The 15,600-nt window shown below is 67.4% G+C and carries 15 protein-coding genes; 4 read left to right on the top strand and 11 right to left on the bottom strand.

Annotated features, from left to right (window positions below; genetic code table 11):
• Nucleotides 1-4 precede the first annotated feature (4 nt).
• From AC1DDH_RS12095 to AC1DDH_RS12085, 3 genes are all read right to left on the bottom strand, one after another.
• Complete coding sequence (locus AC1DDH_RS12095; protein ID WP_476860207.1) at nt 5-1,105, bottom strand: hypothetical protein; 1,101 nt, start codon at nt 1,103-1,105, stop codon at nt 5-7.
• A gap of 93 nt (nt 1,106-1,198) precedes the next feature.
• On the bottom strand, nt 1,199-2,197 hold the full coding sequence (locus AC1DDH_RS12090; protein ID WP_476955510.1) for a glycosyltransferase family 2 protein: 999 nt from the start codon (nt 2,195-2,197) through the stop codon (nt 1,199-1,201).
• Nucleotide 2,198: 1 nt separating this feature from the next.
• Entirely contained in the window at nt 2,199-3,050 is an 852-nt protein-coding gene (locus AC1DDH_RS12085) for a glycosyltransferase family 2 protein (RefSeq protein WP_243180637.1), read from the bottom strand.
• Between the two features lie 301 nt (nt 3,051-3,351).
• Between AC1DDH_RS12085 and AC1DDH_RS12080 the strand changes: the two genes are divergently transcribed.
• Entirely contained in the window at nt 3,352-4,362 is a 1,011-nt protein-coding gene (locus tag AC1DDH_RS12080; protein ID WP_476860204.1) for a glycoside hydrolase family 16 protein, read from the top strand.
• Nucleotides 4,363-4,439: 77 nt separating this feature from the next.
• Here AC1DDH_RS12080 and AC1DDH_RS12075 read toward each other — a convergent pair whose 3' ends face one another.
• Nucleotides 4,440-5,489, bottom strand: coding sequence for a metallophosphoesterase (locus tag AC1DDH_RS12075; protein ID WP_476955509.1), 1,050 nt, complete (start codon nt 5,487-5,489; stop codon nt 4,440-4,442).
• A 409-nt stretch (nt 5,490-5,898) separates the two neighbouring features.
• On the opposite strand from AC1DDH_RS12075, the gene AC1DDH_RS12070 reads away from it, so the two are divergent.
• The 3 genes from AC1DDH_RS12070 (at nt 5,899) to AC1DDH_RS12060 (ending at nt 7,550) form a co-directional block, all read left to right on the top strand.
• Nucleotides 5,899-6,450, top strand: a complete 552-nt coding sequence (locus AC1DDH_RS12070) for a YceI family protein (protein WP_028275465.1) — start codon at nt 5,899-5,901, stop codon at nt 6,448-6,450.
• A gap of 142 nt (nt 6,451-6,592) precedes the next feature.
• Nucleotides 6,593-7,006, top strand: a complete 414-nt coding sequence (locus AC1DDH_RS12065) for a YccF domain-containing protein (RefSeq protein WP_028275466.1) — start codon at nt 6,593-6,595, stop codon at nt 7,004-7,006.
• 70 nt (nt 7,007-7,076) lie between these two features.
• Complete coding sequence (locus AC1DDH_RS12060; protein WP_223917130.1) at nt 7,077-7,550, top strand: SRPBCC family protein; 474 nt, start codon at nt 7,077-7,079, stop codon at nt 7,548-7,550.
• 34 nt (nt 7,551-7,584) lie between these two features.
• Here AC1DDH_RS12060 and AC1DDH_RS12055 read toward each other — a convergent pair whose 3' ends face one another.
• The 7 genes from AC1DDH_RS12055 to AC1DDH_RS12025 all read right to left on the bottom strand — a co-directional run bounded on the left by AC1DDH_RS12055 (nt 7,585) and on the right by AC1DDH_RS12025 (nt 15,520).
• On the bottom strand, nt 7,585-8,454 hold the full coding sequence (locus tag AC1DDH_RS12055; RefSeq protein ID WP_476887134.1) for a DUF4031 domain-containing protein: 870 nt from the start codon (nt 8,452-8,454) through the stop codon (nt 7,585-7,587).
• Nucleotides 8,455-8,573: 119 nt separating this feature from the next.
• Nucleotides 8,574-9,911: an FAD-binding oxidoreductase gene (locus tag AC1DDH_RS12050; RefSeq protein ID WP_476955508.1), complete on the bottom strand. Its 1,338-nt coding sequence runs from the start codon at nt 9,909-9,911 to the stop codon at nt 8,574-8,576.
• Nucleotides 9,912-10,087: 176 nt separating this feature from the next.
• Nucleotides 10,088-10,579 carry a carboxymuconolactone decarboxylase family protein gene (locus AC1DDH_RS12045; protein ID WP_476873673.1) on the bottom strand — a complete coding sequence of 164 codons (492 nt, stop codon included), beginning with the start codon at nt 10,577-10,579 and terminating at the stop codon, nt 10,088-10,090.
• Between the two features lie 717 nt (nt 10,580-11,296).
• Nucleotides 11,297-12,313 (bottom strand): glycerate kinase, encoded by a 1,017-nt coding sequence (locus AC1DDH_RS12040; protein WP_476955507.1) that lies wholly within the window; start codon nt 12,311-12,313, stop codon nt 11,297-11,299.
• Nucleotides 12,314-12,317: 4 nt separating this feature from the next.
• Entirely contained in the window at nt 12,318-13,250 is a 933-nt protein-coding gene (gene kce / locus AC1DDH_RS12035; protein ID WP_028275471.1) for a 3,5-dioxohexanoate:acetyl-CoA acetone transferase, read from the bottom strand.
• A gap of 100 nt (nt 13,251-13,350) precedes the next feature.
• Nucleotides 13,351-14,115: an SDR family oxidoreductase gene (locus AC1DDH_RS12030; RefSeq protein WP_476856980.1), complete on the bottom strand. Its 765-nt coding sequence runs from the start codon at nt 14,113-14,115 to the stop codon at nt 13,351-13,353.
• A gap of 85 nt (nt 14,116-14,200) precedes the next feature.
• Nucleotides 14,201-15,520, bottom strand: a complete 1,320-nt coding sequence (locus tag AC1DDH_RS12025; RefSeq protein WP_476849780.1) for an MFS transporter — start codon at nt 15,518-15,520, stop codon at nt 14,201-14,203.
• Nucleotides 15,521-15,600 lie beyond the last annotated feature (80 nt).

The raw sequence follows: 15,600 nt of genomic DNA, 5'->3' as shown, positions 1-15,600 counted from the left end.
CGCCTCACTCATCCAGTTTTGAACGAACCAGATTCGCGATGAAGTCAGAGGCCTGGTCCGCTGACCAAGCGGCGGGAAGCCGGAGCAGCCAGCAGGGAACGTCCTCCAGGGCCCGGCGCACCACGGCCGCCTTCTGGCCAAAATGCTCCTCCAGCGGGACCAGGCTGGTGGCGCCGAGGGCCTCGACAAGGCGCCGCGAGACCATGGGCAGTTCCGAATGGAAGTTGCCGACGACCCGGGAGGTCATCCACTCGGCGCTGCGTGCTTCCAGCCGCGCGTCCGCGCCGTCGAAGCGCTCGAGGAAGATGGCCAGCTGTGCCGGCGCCGCGGACGAGATCCGTTGCGCCCCGAAAACATGCTCCGGCTGCACCATGCGGTGTTCGGGGGACCAGCGCCGGGTGAATGCGGCTGTTTTCGGATAGCGGACAATGACCGGATGGACCGCCGTGGCCAGATGGGCGACAGGAGTCGTCAGCCATCCGGGGGCCAGGGGCTTGCGGGTTCCCCGGAACATGTCCGGGTAGATGGCGCGGTGGTGGGGTTTGATGAACATCGGTTTGGCGTAGCCCATGAGCATTCCGCCGGCGCCCATGAAGGCCCAGTCGTCGGCCATGAACCGCACATCGGGCATGGCCACCAGCTTCGCCACCGTACTGGTCTTTCCAACACCTCCCCAGGCCGGCAGGAGAACCCCGGAGCCGCGGAAGTCCACCACGGCAGCATGGATCATTGCCGTCTCCTCCTGGACACACAGCCGGTCCAGCAGCGGAATCACAGAGGTCAGGAGCTCACCGGCGCCTTCGATCCGGTACCCGTCCTTTGTTTCGATGATCTGGACGCGGTCCGCCGGAATATAGAGGGACTCCCCGGTGAACCGGTAGGCATCCTCCGCGTGCGACTGGCTGGAAACCGGCGATATCCTGGCGCCGATGGTGATCCGCCGCGGCGCGGTGGAATTCCCCAGGAACGGGGCGAGCATATCCCGCAGTTGCGGTTCCCCTGGTGTGCCCGCCTCCACGTCGATGCCCACGATCCCGTGGACATCGAAGGAGGCTCCGGCAGAGGCGCCAATGGGCTGTTTCACGTCGCGCTCAGGTTGGCTCATGATCCAAGCTTTCTGGGGTCGGGTTCCTGCGGTCAGGTGGTTCCGGGTGCAGGGCCTGCACCCGGCGGTCTACGGGGAAGGGCGCAGCGCGGTTCATTTGACTTCCCGCCACGGCTCTTCCGGCGTCACAACAGCCGCTTTGGCCGGCGACGGCGCCGCAGGCAGCCGGCGGCCGCGCACATAGCCGGTCGCGGTGGCCGCGAGCACGGCGATGATGGCCGCTGCCCGGCCGAGCCCGGCACGGTCCCCGCCGCCGAGCCAGCCGCGGATGCCGGCGAATACTGCACGAGGCAGGACCTGCCGGACATAGCGCCGTTCGGGACCAAGTGCCCGTTTGTGGCCGACCACCCTGCTGACCTGCGCCTTGGAAATCCCTTCGCCCCAGGAACGGGCCAGCATGTAGCGCAAGGTGCCGCGCTCGGCCGGAACGTGGTGGTGCACCAGGGCCGCGGGCTCATAGACCACCCGGGATCCGGGAGCTCCGATCACCGCGCGGATGCACAGTTCGGTCTCTTCGCAGCCCAGCGGGACGGCGTCCTGACGGCCCAGGGTTGTGTTGAAACCGCCGACCCGTTCCAGGACGCTGGCGCGGAAGGACATGTTCGCGCCAATGACGTTGCGGACTTCGGCGGCGACTTTGGGCATTCCCCGGTACGTGCAGCCGACAATCCAGTCGAGCTCGTTGGCGAAGTAGCCCGGCCGTCCGGCTTCCCAGAGCGGTTCCACCCGGCCGCCGACCGCCAGAACGTCGGGATCGTCGTACATCGCCGCGAGCCGTTCGAGCCAGTCCGGCTCGGCTTCGGCGTCGTCATCGAGGAAGGCCACGATCTCGGCCTTGGCGATGCCTGCTCCGGTGTTGCGGGCGCCCGAGAGACCCTTGGGTCCGGCGTTCTCGATAATTACGGCATCCGGGACGGTAAAGATCAGGCGCTTGTACAAGTCCACGTTGTAGTCCACGACGACGATCGTCTGCTTGGGTGGGAAGGTCTGGGTGCGGACGGAGTCCAGGGCGCCGATCAGCTGGTCCCACCGGTCCTCCGAGTAGGAGCAAATGACCACGGATACTTCCGGAAGGCTGGAGTTCTCGGACATCCTATTCGCCTGCCCGTACGCCCAGGACGCTGCTGGGATCGGTGGGAACGTGCGGGAAGACCTCGTTGGGGTACTTGTACTTGACCCGACGCAGGGCTTCGGGGCGGGCGCCGGCGGTCGGGGCTTCCCAGCTCACGCGCTCGCGGGCCAAGGTGCGGAGGACCCGCCAGCCGTCCCGGAAGGTATGCAGGTTTGACTGCCCCGAGATGCGGGACAGTTCGTGGCTGGGCACCTCGGCAATGCGCAGGCCCGCCCTTGAGGCCCGCACAATCAGTTCAGTTTCGATCTCGAACCCGTCCGACTCCAGCTCCAGAATGTCAACGCATTCGCGGCGCAGGGCGATGTAGCCGTAGCAAAGGTCTGAGTAGTCGCTGTGGAGGACAGTGTTGGCGAGCCGGGTGAGCATCTTGTTTCCGCCGCTGCGCAGCCATGTGAGATCGTCTGAGCCGCCGCCCGTCACATAGCGGGAGCCTTTGACGAAGTCGTATTCGTGCTGGAGCGGAGTCACCAGCCAGCCGATCTCCTGGGGGTCCATACTGCCGTCCCCGTCGAGCATGACGATGATGTCGCCGGAGGCTGCGGCGAATCCGGCCCGCACGGCGTTTCCTTTGCCAGGGCGGGGCTCTGCCACCACCACGACGTCCAGGCGCAAGGCCCGGGCCACCTCCACTGTGCCGTCCAGGGAACGGCCGTCAACAATTACCACCTCATCCACATAGGAGGGCATACGCCGCAGCACCCACGGCAGGTTCATTGCCTCGTTCAAAGTGGGGATCACCACGCTGACCGAGGGATTTGCCGGCGGGGGCGTCGTTTGGGGGCGCACGTTCGGCTTGAGATTCGGGATGGACACTGGCCTCACCACTCAATGACGTATTCTGCTCGTCGCAACTACAGCGCTTTCCGACTCCTCCGACCGGAAAATAGACCCAATGCTTACGCTGTTCGGTTGTCGACAACTTAGTGATATACCCCAGGGTTAAAGTTTGGTTTCGCCACCTTGCATTAACCTTGGATTAACTGGAACTTTCAACCAAATTTGAGGCACAACTGTTGATGGGCGGTTGCCTCCATGCGACACTGGCTCGATGCGGACACCCGTTCATTGGGGGCGCGTGCCGGCAGGACGCCGGCGTCTCCTGACCTTCAGGACCATGGCGGTTCCCGCCATGGTCCTGGTCATGGCCCTGGCGGCGTGCGGCACGGATGCCGCTCCACAGGGCGAGCGGCCGCTGTTCACGTCCATTTCGGCGTCGCCGGCGGCTCCGCCGACCGACGCCGGAACAGGAGGGGCACAGCCCGGGCTCCAGTCGGTGGCGCCGACCGAGCCGCCGGCAGGTGGCACCGCGACTGCCGCCCCTGCGCCTGGGGGCGCGCCGGCGTCCCGGCCTGCCCGGACATCGGCACCGCCTCCGGACCGGACCACTGACACGGCCATGTCGGGGGATCTGCCCGGATGGAGGAACGTCTTTGTGGAGGACTTCTCCGGCGGTGACGTCCCCCTGGGCTCCTTTCCCGGGCCGCTTTACCGGGACCGGTGGAGTGCCGGATACAAAGACGGAACACCGGATACGGACGGGCAGGTCAGCGGCGGAAAATCGGGCTACTATCCCTCGAAAGTCCTGAGCGTCAAAAACGGCGTTCTGGACTGGTTCATGCATTCGGAAAACGGTGTCTTCATGGGTGCCGCGCCCACGCCCAAATTTCCGAATGCCAGCAAGAATCCCCCGAGGGCCAACAGCATGCTGTACGGCCGCTACTCAGTCCGGTACAGGGGGGATGCCATGCCTGGCTTCAAGACGGCGTGGCTCCTGTGGCCGGATAGTGGCATCTGGCCGCGGGACGGGGAGATAGATTTCCCAGAAGGCGACCTCGGAGCAATCCTGACGGCAGCTGCCCATTTCATGTCCTTGGATCCAAAGCGCTTTGAACAGTTCTTTTCCAATAAAGTTTCCACAGACTGGCATGTTGCCACGACAGAGTGGACCCCCGGTCGCGTTGAGTTCTTCATTGACGGACGATCCATCGGCGCGAGCACAACGGACGTGCCCTCGACGCCCATGCATTTCATCCTGCAGACCGAATCCTGCCTGCCTCTGTGTCCGGCTCCGGAAACCCAGGGCCACGTCTACCTGGACTGGGTCAGCATCTGGGTGCCGGCCTGAGCCCTCTCGGGGCGCGTCCGACGGCTTACCGGCGGCCCACCCGCCGCCGCACACCTGAGCCCTAATGCCGCAGCAGATTACCGGCGGAGGGTGAAGGAATCCGAGAAGCTGTAGCCGTCGGCGGGAATGAACCGGGCGGCAAGTTCATCCGCCGTCGCCATGACGTCCAGGGTCCCAAAGGCCGGGTCCTGGTTCTTTCCGGATGTGCTGGCGAAGTAGCGCATCTCCGGGTCCTCGGATCGGACGTTGTAGAGTCCGACGCCGCCAACGCCGACGGTGGCGAACACGGTCCCCGAGCCCTGGGCCATGGCGTCATCGGTATCGGCCAGGCATGCGGAGGCGAAGGTCGCGGGAACGAGTTCCGCGCAGCCTCCGCCCGTGGCCAGTTGATGCGTCCGCTGATAGACGTGGTCGTGGCCGGACAGGACCAGGTCCACCTGCTTTTCGATCAGCATGTTCGTGAAGTCCTGCCCGGCCTGGCAGTCGTAGTTGCCGACGCTCAGGCACGGGGTATGCATGCCCACCACCGTCCAGGGGATGTTCTGCGATTTGGCCTCGTCGATGGCGTCCGCGGTCCAGCGCCAGCGTTCGCTGTCCCTTGAGTAGTCCAGCGGCTCCCCGCCCCGGAAATCGATGCCGGGGGAAACCATGATGAAGCGGACAACCGGATTCTGCTCGGGGACATCGAGGCGCCATTGGACGCCGTATTCGCCCTGGAGGCCGGGCATCCTGTTGGGCAGGCACTGGACATACTTCTCGATGTCGCCATCCCGGCCGTCACTCTCGTGGTTTCCGGTCACCAACTGGTACGGGAAGTTCTCGCCGAGACGGGCGGTGACCATGTCGCAGAACTCCTGTTCGAGCCCGGCCTTGTATGCGAAGTCGCCCAGAGCCAGGTTCAGGTGCGGCTTGAGGCCGGCAACGGCGTCGAGCACCTTCTTGGCGCCCGAGCCTACGCCGATGTCACCCTGGGCGGTGAAATGCACGGGCTCGCCGGCCGACGGCGCGGCAGACGACGACGGCGGTGCGGTGGACGGCGATGGGGGCGACGGCGCGGTGGACGACGGCGTGCCGGGGCTCGGGCGCGGTGCGGGTTCCGGCGGCCCGGGCTGGCAGGCGGAAAGCAATAGACCCAGGCTCAGCAAGCAAGCGCCGATACCCGCCTTGCCATGTTTCCCCAGGGACCTGGCCACGATTCCTCACATCATTTGGTTGATCAGGACTGTGTAAATAGTTCTGCGAAATTCGGTGATTGGCCGGCATTTATAGGCCAGAGTAACCCGGCCGTGGAGCGAAGGCCAGAGAACGCGTCCGGCCCCGGATCGCTGGACCCGCCGTCGGAAATCCCGCCGCCGACGCGCGACGCCGACGCGCGACGCCGCCGCCGGGGTGGCCGCTGGCGTGTCGCGTGCCGCGTGTCCCGCGTCAGGGCCGGTGGGACCTAGCCCGGGACGGGCTTCCTCGTTAGCATGCAGAGTGGGGAATACCCCGACCGCCCCGGCGGGACAGGCCCGCCACCGCTCGAAGGAGACCGTTGTGACTCTGCCCGAAGGTTTGACCCCCGGAGTGTGGACATTGGACATGTCCCACAGCGAAATCGGTTTCAGCGTCCGCCACGCGGGCATCAGCAAGGTCCGCGGCCGGTTCAACGAGGCCTCCGCCGAGGCAAGGGTGCGCGAGTCGCTGGCGGACGCAAGCCTGCACGCCACGGTCAAGACCGCCAGCTTCGATTCGGGCGACGCCAACCGCGACGGCCACGTCCGCGGCCCGGACTTCTTCGACGTTGAGCAGTTCCCCGACATGACTTTTCGGGCCACCGGGATCCGGGGCGAAGGGGAAGACTATGTGCTGACCGGCGAGCTCACAATCCGTGGAGTCACCAAGCCGGTGGAGCTCGAAGTCGAGTACACCGGTGTGGCGGTGGACCCCTTCGGCGCCACCCGGGCCGGATTCAGTGCCGAGGCGGACATCAGCCGGAAGGAATTCGGCCTGACGTGGAACGCCGCCCTTGAAGCGGGCGGCCTGCTGGTCAGCGACAAGGTCAAGATCAACGTTGAGGCCGCCATGGTCAAACAGGCCGATACCTAAGCACCGACGAGGCGGGCCGAACCCGGACGGGCACCCGTGGACCGGGCTCGTGGAAACCTGTCCGGGGTTGGGCGCGAAAGTCAGGGATCTTTCCGGGTAAACCACTGATCCGAATGTCACTCCTACGGGCGAGAATTAATCCATGAAGACACTCCTGAACATCATCTGGCTGCTCTTCGGCGGCCTGTGGCTTGCCCTGGGATATTTCCTGGCCGGCGTCGTGTGCTGCCTGCTGGTCGTCACCATTCCGTGGGGCCTGGCCTCGTTCCGCATCGCGTCCTATGCCTTGTGGCCGTTCGGCCGCATGGTGGTGGACAAGCCCGGCGGCAACGGCATATTCACCCTGGTGGGAAATGTCATTTGGCTGCTTGTGGCCGGGATCTGGATCGCGATCGCTCACGTCGTTACGGCTTTCGCCATGGCCATCACGATTATCGGCATTCCGCTGGCGATCGCCAATCTCAAGCTCATACCCATCTCGCTGATGCCGCTCGGCAAACAAATCATCCCGAGCAACACCCCGTATGTGACCGCCTACAGCCCCGGCCGGCGCTAGGCGGCGGCAGCGCAGCCAGCAGGCCGGGGGCACTTCGCCTGTCAGTTCAAGCAATCCGAGGGAGAGGACCATGAGCCAAACGGCAAACGGCGACACGGACCTCATGCTGGTCATTGTCCGCGAGTTCAGGGCGCCGATCCAGGGCGTGTGGTCGGCTTTGACGGACCCGGACCAGGCTCCGCAGTGGTGGGGCCCGCGCGGCTTCCACGTCCCGCGTGAGAGCGTCGACGCGGACCTCGAAGTCGGCGGCCTGTACCGCGCCTGCATGATCCAGGACAGTACCGGGCAGCAATTCTGGTGGAGCGGGGTGCATACCGATGTCGAGCCGCCGCACCTGTTCGTGTTCACCCATGCCTGGGACAAGCCGGACGGAACCCGCGGCTTCGAGACCGAGGTGACGATCCGGTTGGAGGAGATCGACGGCGGCACGCAGATGACCTTCACCCAGGGGCCGTTCGACTCCGCGGAAAGCCGCGACCGCCATGGCGAAGGGTGGCGCGAGTCGTTCGACCGGCTGGCGAATCACCTCAGCGTGGCTGCCTGAGCCGCCGGCCGCCGGTGGGAGGCCGGCACACGGCTCACGCGAGTTCGCCCTGCAGGTTCCGGCGGGCCGCGTCCAGCCACAGTGTCCGGCCACGGTCGGTATGGAAGAGCGGATCGAGCTGCAGCAGCTGGCGGACGACGGCGGCGCGGCCGGCGGCGAAGTCGGCGTCGCCGATGTGGGCGAAATCTTCCCTGACGGCGGCGAGGTAGCGGGCGTAGGCCTCCGGTTCCCCGCCGAGGACGGAGAGGTCGGCGTCGCTAAGCAGAGCGCCGTCGTCGTCTCCGGGCTCCGGACAGTGGTCGGCCGTCAGCAGCACCAGGCGCACCACTTCGTCCACCTCGGCGGCCGGGAGACCGGCATGCCGGAGCCGGTCGTCGGCCAGCCGTGCCGACTCTTCCTCGTCCTGGCCTGCCACGCCGCGGTAGACGGCGTCGTGGAACCAGGCGGCCAGCAGCACGGTCCGGGGCGGATCGGCCGGATCGCACAGCAGGTCCAGGGCTTCCAGCACCGCCAGCAGGTGGGTGCGGCCGTGGTACGTCCGGTGTTCCTCGCCCCAGCGGTCCAGCAGGTCCAGGAAGAGGGCGTCGTGGCCCGGCAACGCCTCGTTCCAGCGGTTCAGGAGCGGGACCCGGAGGGCCTTGCCGCGTCGTCGGGCCGGGATCCGCAACCCGCTGGCGATCAACTTTCGGACGAGGACCCGGCCCTCCACGGGGATGGCGCCGGCCGCCACCAGGGCCTCGTAGCGGGCCTCGGCGACGTCGTAGTGGTCGCCGTCGAACGCTCGCCCGGGGATGCCGGCGGCTGCGGCGAAGGCGTGCAGTTCCGCGAGCGACGTGTCCGAGACCAGATGGGAAAAGTGGGTTCCGTGGGCAGGCCAGAGCGGCGGATCGACGTAGACGGCCATGGTGGCAGTCTAGCCCCGACCCCGGACACGCGCGGCCCGGACTGCGGGCACCGGTGCGGGCGCCGGGCGGGCGCCGCCGTCGGGGTCATGCCGCGACGGCGGGGCCACCGCCGTTGTGGTCACACCGCGACGGCGGGTCGGATGTTCTGGTTCCCGCGGAACACGTTCCCGGGATCGAACTCGCGTTTCACTTCTGCCAGCCGGTTGTAGTTTTCGTCGCCGTAGGCCGCGCGGATCCGGGCCTGGCCTTCGTCGCCGATGAAGTTCAGCCAGACGCCCCCGGTCGCGTAGGGGGAGATGTCCTGGCGGAAGCGTTTGACCCATGCCTTCGCGTCCTGCCCGCCCTGCGGGGTGTCACCCAGGCCGAACGGGTGGCTCACCCAGTTGGCGGTCCGGTTCAGCAGCGGGGTGGCCGCGGCGGCCGGCCCGCTCACCGCCCCGCCCCAATGGGCGATCAATTGCTGGGAGCTTGGTCCCGGGAGGTTCCGGGCCGAGTCGATGATGACGTCCAGGGCGTCGTCGGAGAGTTCATCGTGGTAGTCGGCACTCCAGTAGTTGTACTTGCCCGGCGGGTCGTCCAGGGAGCACTGGAAGTCTGCGTAGCCGGTGTCTTCCACCAGGTCCACAACAGGGCCCAGTTCCCGGTATGCCCTGGCATGATCTTTGCCTTCCTCGGCATCCCCGGCGAAGACATACACGACGTACACCGCCATCTTGCCCACCATGGCCGCGGGCACGAAGGGTTCCGCCGGTGCAATCCCGTAGATGAGGGTGGCGGACTCTTCGTTGGGAGCCGCGGAGGCCAGGTCCCGGTATCCGCGGCTGAGTTCCGGGGCTGCGTCCCCCGGCCACATCAGTACCCCGGCATGCACGCGTGGCCCCAGCTGATGCAGGCCGAACGTAAACGAGGTGGCGACGCCGAAGTTTCCGCCGCCGCCGTGCAGGGCCCAGAAGAGTTCGGGATTCTCCTGGGCGCTGGCCCTCACCTGCTCGCCGGTGGCGGTGACCAGATCCACGGAGACGAGGTCGTCGCAGGCGAAGCCGAAGGCGCGCTCGAGCCAGCCGGACCCGCCCCCGAGCGTGAAACCCGCGAGCCCGGTCGTGGAGACCCGCCCGCCTGTGATGGCGAGGCCGTATTCCTGGGTGGCGCGGTCAAACTCGCCGCAGGTGAGGCCCGCGCCCACCGTGGCAGTGCGGGCCTCCGGGTCCACCCGCACGGACTTCATCGGACGAACGTCGATCACGAGGCCGCCGTCGTTCATGGACATGCCGGCCACGGAGTGGCCGCCGGCCCGGACGGCGACTTCGAAGCCGTGTGTCCGCGCGTACGCCAGCGCCTCGGCCACCCCTACCGGGTCGGCGCACGGGGCTATGACGGCCGGATGGCGGTCGATCATCGCGTTGAAGAGTCTTCGTGTTTCGTCGTACTCCGGGTGACCCGGCCTGACCCACCTCATGGCAGTGCTCCCTCGGTGACCGCGGCTCCGCCCCACTTTTCGAGCTTACGACTGCACGCCAGTTGTGGCTACGGCTCATTGCTTAGCCAGCCGCGCACTGCCGGCGCCATAGTCGCCGACACCTGTCCGCCGACCGGGTGTTCTGGTGCGGGCGGCTGGCGGGAGTGGACGGTGGTTTAGCCGCGGGCGTCGCGGACCGGGTGCTGGCTGACGATGGAAACCCGGTTGAACGCGTTCATCGTAATCGCCAGCCAGCTGACGGCGGAAAATTCTTCGGCAGTCAGGTGCCGCCTGGCCTGTGCGCCTTCATGGTCGCGGGTATGGGCGTCAGAGATGGTGGTGATGGCCTCGGCCAGCGTCAGGGCTGCACGTTCCTTTTCGGAGAACAGGGTGGTGTCGCGCCATGCGGGGAGGACGGCCAGGCGCTGGGCCGACTCGCCGTTCTTGACGGCGTCGCCCACGTGCATGTCCAGGCAAAAGGCGCAGCCGTTGATCTGCGAAATGCGGACATTGAGCAACTCGATGAGGGTGTCGTCCAGCCCGGCCTCGGTGGCGGCTTCCTTGGCTTTCAGGCCCAGCCCGTTGAGTGCGCGCCAGGCAGCGGGGTGCGCCTTGTCAAGGAATATGCTCCGGTGCCCGGGATCCTGCGGTGCCGTCGTGTCATTCATGAATTCCACAATACCGACGGGCCTCGGCACGGCCCGGAGCGGCGTGTGACAATTTTGTCAAACCTGTGACAAGCTTTGGGGGTGGGAGTGTTTGGTTCGGCGGCCGGCTCCTTGGGGGACCCGGCCGCCGGACCGCTCCTTCAGAGCCGGGCCTCCCCGGGCAGCTACTTTCGAGCCGGGCCAGACTTCGCACCGCCGAGCTCCGCTAGGCCGGGCTTCACGAGCCGGGCCGCATTAACCGGGCCACATTAACCCGGCGACTCCTTCTGAGCCGCTCCTTCCGAGTCGCGCCTTCCTAGCCGGGCCTTCCGAGCCGGGCCAGGCTTCGCGCCGCCGAGCTCCGCCAGGCCGGGCTTCACGAGTTGATTTTCGCCAGTTCCCGCTGGGGGGACATGTCCAGTTTTCAGCCAATCGTGCGGCCGCGGGAATACATGTCCCATGGTCACGTCCGGCAGCGGGGCACATGTCCACTCTTAAGGTCCGGGTATGGGCACAAAGGGCGTATGTCCACTGGCACGGGGCGGCGGAGGGCACGTCCGGTGGTCACACGTGGCAGCGATGGGCATGTCCATTTTTTGGGCAATTTTGCGGAGCGGGGGAGGGCATGTCCCTTGGTCACGCCGGGCAGCGGAGGACATGTCCAGTCTTCAGGCCCGGGGATGGGCACAAAGGGAGTATGTCCACTGGCGCGGGCCAAGGAGGACATGTCCCGCGGACTCACAGGTGAGCAGGAGCAGCGCCAGCAGCAGGGGAAGCCGCCGAAGCCGCATGGGCCAGTTCCGCCCCCGCCGCCTGCATGGCTGCCGGATCTCCGGCCACGATGATGCGGACAAAGCTGTCTGCGTAGTCGCCGAGGTCCGGATCCACCGATCCCACCACCGCGTACACCGGCGTGGTGCCGGCACGGGCCAGGATGGCACCGATGATCTTCCCCTGGCCGGTCTGGGAATCCAGCCGGCCCTCGCCGACCACCACCGCGCTGCTGGCGGCCAGTTGCGCGTCGAAGCCCAGCAGATCCAGGACATAGTCCGCCCCTGACACCAGGCGGGCGCCGTAACGGGCCCACATTCCGCCGGAGAAGCCACCCGCCGCGCCGGTCCGGTCCACCAGACTGGGATCGCGGCCGTAGTCCCGGGCGAACTCCGCCGCGAGCAGTTCGAGTCTGTGTGTCAGCAGCTCAACCGCGGCCGGCCCGGCTCCCTTCTGCGGCCCGAACACGCGTGCGGCGTCGGAAAAACGCGTCGTGACATCACTCAGGATCACCAGCTCGGCACCGCGGAGCCCGCCGCGTTCCTCGATCGCGGCGATGGCGCCGGCCCCGCCGTCGGTGGTGGCCGAGCCCCCTGCCGCCACCACGATGCGGCGTGCGCCGTGCCGGGCGGCCTCCGCGATCAGGACGCCGGTGCCGTACGTGCTCGCCGTCAGCGGGTCCCGGCCGCCGGCGGACGGCAGGTTGAGGCCGCTCGCGACGGCCAGTTCGACGACGGCGGTCCCGTCGGCGGTGAGCCCGACCGCCGCCTCGACGGATTCGCCCCACGGCCCGACCGTGGTGACAAGGACGGGCCGGGCGTCCAGACCGCGGGCGAGGGCCTCGGTGGTGCCCTCGCCGCCGTCGGCCACGGGCAGCTCTCGGGCCGCCGCGCCGGCCGTGCGGATGCCGGTCGCGATGTGCCCGGCCACCTCGGAAGCCGTGAAGGTGCCCTTGAAACTGTCCGGGGCCACCAGGATGCTCATCGGCTCAGAACCCTACGTTTTCCCGGCCCTTGAGCTGCAGCATCTGCCGCGCCTCGTCGGGGGTGGCGACCTCAAAGTTGAGGGCTTCCAGGATGGTGCGGATCCGGGTGACCTGTTCGGCGTTGGACGCGGCGAGCTGGCCGGGACCGATCCACAGGGAATCCTCCAGGCCCACCCGGACGTGGGAGCCCATGGCGGCGCCGATCGTGGCGAGCGGCATCTGGTTCCTGCCGGCGCCCAGGATGGACCACTCATAGTCCTCGCCGAGCAGGCGGTCCGCCGTGCGGCGCATGTGCATGAGGTCCTCGGGGTGCGCGCCGATGCCGCCGAGCAGGCCGAAGACCGACTGGACGAACAGCGGTCCCCTGGCCAGCCCGCGGCCGTGGAAGTGCGCGAGGTTGTTCAGGTGCGAGATGTCGTAGCACTCGAACTCGAAGCGGGTGCCGTTCTGGTTGCCGATGCCCAGGATGGTCTCGATGTCCTGGAAGGTGTTCTTGAAGACGAGGTCGCGGCTCTTTTCGAGCCCCTCGCGCTCCCAGTCGTGGCCGAACTCGGTGAAGCGGTCCAGCATCGGGTACAGCCCGAAGTTCATCGAGCCCATGTTGAGTGAGGCAAGCTCCGGCTTGAACAGCGCCGCCGGCTGCATCCGCTCCTCGACGCTCATGTGCGGCGAGCCGCCCGTGGTGATGTTGATGACGGCGTCGGTGTTGCGCTTGAGCTTGTCCAGGATCGGGGCGAAGTGCTCGGGGTCCTGGGAGGGACGGCCGTCCCTGGGGTCGCGGGCGTGCATGTGCACGATCGCGGCGCCTGCCTCGGCGGCGCCGATCGCGGCGTCGGCGATCTCGTCGGGGGAGACGGGCAGGTGCGGGGACATGGACGGGGTGTGGATGGCGCCGGTGACGGCGCTGGTGATGATGACTTTGCGGGCAGCAGCCATGGGAATGTCTCCTTGGTGGGGCGGGGCGGGGCGGGGCAGCGTGGGTGCGGGGCGGGCGGCGGCCTGGGGCGGACCGGCTCCCCAGGCAGTTCAGTTCAGGTCAGTAGAGCTTTTCGGTGTTGCCGTCCACGGCGAGTGCCTGGCCGTTGACGTTGCGGGCCATGTCGCTGGCCACGAAGGCGGCCATGTTGGCGATGTCCTCGGCCTCGATCAGCCGGCCCAGCGAGGACTGGTTGTGGTACAGCGCGGACACCTCGTCCGCCGGCAGCTCGAGCATCCGGGCTTTGGCGGCGATCACGGAGTCGATGCGTGGGCCGTTGACGGCGCCGGGGCAGATGGCGTTGACGCGGATGCCGTCCGGGCCAAGTTCGATCGCGAGGGTTTTGGTCAGCCCGACGACGGCCCACTTCGACGCCGAATAGGCGCTGCGGCCGGCCATGCCCAGCCGCCCGGCGGCCGAGGACAGGTTCACGATAGAGGCGCCGCTGCCCTCGCGCAGCAGGGGCAGGGCATGCTTGATGCAGAAGAACTGGCCATGGATGTTGACGTCGAAGGTTGCCTTCCACGCCGCGGCGTCGAGGGATTCCAGGGGCCCGGTGGGACCGGCGATGCCGGCGTTGTTGACGAGGACGTCGAGGCCGCCCATTTCGTCCCGGACGGTGTCCATGAGTTCGCGGACCTGGCCCTCGTCCGAGACGTCGCTGACCGCGGCGAGGAGCCCGTTGACGCGGGCCTTGTCGACGGCGTCGGGGTCGATGTCGGTGACGAAGACGGTGGCGCCGAGTTCCCGGAACTTGCTGGCGATGGCCAGGCCGATGCCGTTCGCTCCGGCGGTGACGAGAATGCGCTTGGCGGTGAAATCCATGAGTAGTCCTTGCAGTGAGATGGCTTGCGGACCCGCTCCGAACGCGCGGCGGGGCGCATCCGGAACGGGCGGTGGGAGCAGTGCGTCAGTGGGCGGCCGGAACAATCGCGGGCTTCTCCGTGCCGCGCTTGAGCAGCAGGGACAGCAGCGCGCCGATGACGCACATGCCCACGATGAACCACAGGCCGGAGAGCTTGGAGCCGGTGGCGTCCTGCATGAAGCCCATGACGTAGGGGCCCAGGAAGCCGCCGCAGAGGCCGATGGTGTTGACGAAGGCGATGCCGCCGGCGAGGGCGGCGCCGCTGAGCCGGGTGGCCGGGTAGGTGAAGAGGATCGGCTGCAGGGCGAAGAAATTGAAGGCGGCGAGGCAGAAGCCGATCATGCCCAGCAGCGGCCCGCCGACGGCGCCGAGGGCGAAGCCGGCGACGATGCCGGTCATGGTGCCGGTGACCAGCATCCGGGAGCGGCGGCCGTCGGTGGCGAAGCGGGGGACCAGCAGGGCGCCCGCCGCGGAGAAGATCCACGGGATGGCCGTCAGCAGGCCGATCTGCAGCGGGCTGAGCTTGCCGTACGTGCCGATGATGGAGGGCAGGAAGTAGGACAGGGCGTAGACGGCGATCTGGTGGGTGAAGTAGACGCCGACGACGAGGAGGATCTGCTTGTCCTTCAGGACATCGCGGAGCAGGTGGTTGCCGGAGGCCGCGGCGCCGGCGGTCTCCTCGGCGGCGATGCGGGCCTCGAGATCGGCGGCTTCCTCGGCGGTGAGGAACGTCGCCATGCTGGGGCGGTCCGGGAGCTTCTTCCAGACGACGTAGGCGAGGACGCAGGCCGGGAGTCCTTCGACGAGGAACATCCACTGCCAGCCGTGCAGGCCGCCGAGCCCATCAAAGGTCAGCAGCAGCCCGCCCAGCGGGGCCCCGACAATGTTGGCGATGGAGACGCCGAGCAGGAACATTCCGTTGGCCTTGGCGCGGTCCTTGACCACGAACCACTGCGTCAGGAAGTACATGACGCCCGGGAAGAGTCCGGCTTCGGCCACGCCGAGCAGCATCCGCATGATGTAGAAGGACCATTCGCCCTGGACGAACGCCATGCCGGCGGAGATGATGCCCCAGGTGATCATGATCCGCATGATCCAGAAGCGGGCGCCGACCTTGTGCATGATCAGGTTGGACGGGATTTCGGACAAGGCGTAGGTCAGGAAGAACAGCCCGGCGCCGATGCCGTACGCGGTGGCCGAGATGCCGAGGTCGATCTCCAGCCGGTCCTTGGCCATACCGATGTTGGTGCGGTCCAGGAAGGCCATGATGTAGGCGCCGATCAGCAGCGGCATGACGCGGCGTAAGATCACGCCGTTGATTTCCTGTGGTGTGCGCATCTTCTTTGTTGCGGATACAACTGACATGGTCGGGGTCCTTGGCTCGTGGGTGGGAAAGGTGGTCGGGGCGGGCATGCGGAAAGGGCAAACGGGAGGCAGGCGGCCGC

It is taken from the genome of Arthrobacter sp. 10T425, assembly GCF_056393985.1.
This window is presented reverse-complemented; position numbering and strand designations above follow the sequence as displayed.